Source organism: Streptomyces sp. SID13726, assembly GCF_010548375.1.
GTDB lineage: Bacteria > Actinomycetota > Actinomycetes > Streptomycetales > Streptomycetaceae > Streptomyces.
The window spans coordinates 1-617 of record NZ_JAAGLY010000153.1 but is presented as its reverse complement, the minus strand read 5'-3'; the positions used below and the strand labels follow the sequence as shown (position 1 = coordinate 617).

The following is a 617-nucleotide window of genomic DNA, read 5'->3' as shown; positions in this document are numbered from 1 at the left end:
TCCGTCTCCGCGTCCATCGTCGCGTCGACCGTCGGCACCCTGGCGCGCAGCCGCAGCGCGTAGCCCTCGTGCGCCAGGTAGTAGCTCTGCACGATGAGCGCCGGTGCGTCGCGCAGGTCCTCGGGCAGGTCTCGCACGAAGAACCGGCGCTCGAACTCGAAGTCCCCGTAGCCGCCGTCGGTCATGGCCCCACCGTAGCGGGACGACGGGAGGCGGACGGGCCCGGGGACGAGGCGAGCCCGGCCGCCGGGCACGGGCCGGGCTCGTCGGAGCGGAGCAGGGTGCCCTCGATAGGATTCGAACCTACGACCTTCTGCTCCGGAGGCAGACGCTCTATCCACTGAGCTACGAGGGCGAGCGCCGACGGTGTCCGCCGACGCGATGCACGAGACTACCAGCACGTCCGGGGTGCGTGGGTCCGACGTCGTCCCGGCGCTCCGGGCACCCCGCCGCCGTGCGCGAAATGCCGCGACGGAGGGTGCTCGCACCTCGGTAGAATCGCCCGGTGACCCCCGACGAGCTCTCCGAAGCGCTGAGCGCTGCCCTGGCCGCCGCCGTCGCCGACGGCACCCTCGCCCTGGACCCCACCGCGGTCCCCGAGCGCGTCCACGTGGAGC

Annotated in this window: 1 protein-coding gene and 1 tRNA gene; both read right to left on the bottom strand. The window is 73.3% G+C overall.

Annotation, left to right across the window (positions count from 1 at the left end):
* The coding region (locus G3I78_RS46880) for a hypothetical protein (RefSeq protein WP_239158462.1) at positions 1-185 on the bottom strand (185 nt) is incomplete at its 3' end.
* A gap of 97 nt (positions 186-282) precedes the next feature.
* Positions 283-355 (bottom strand) — tRNA-Arg (locus tag G3I78_RS46875).
* Between the last annotated feature and the right edge of the window lie 262 nt (positions 356-617).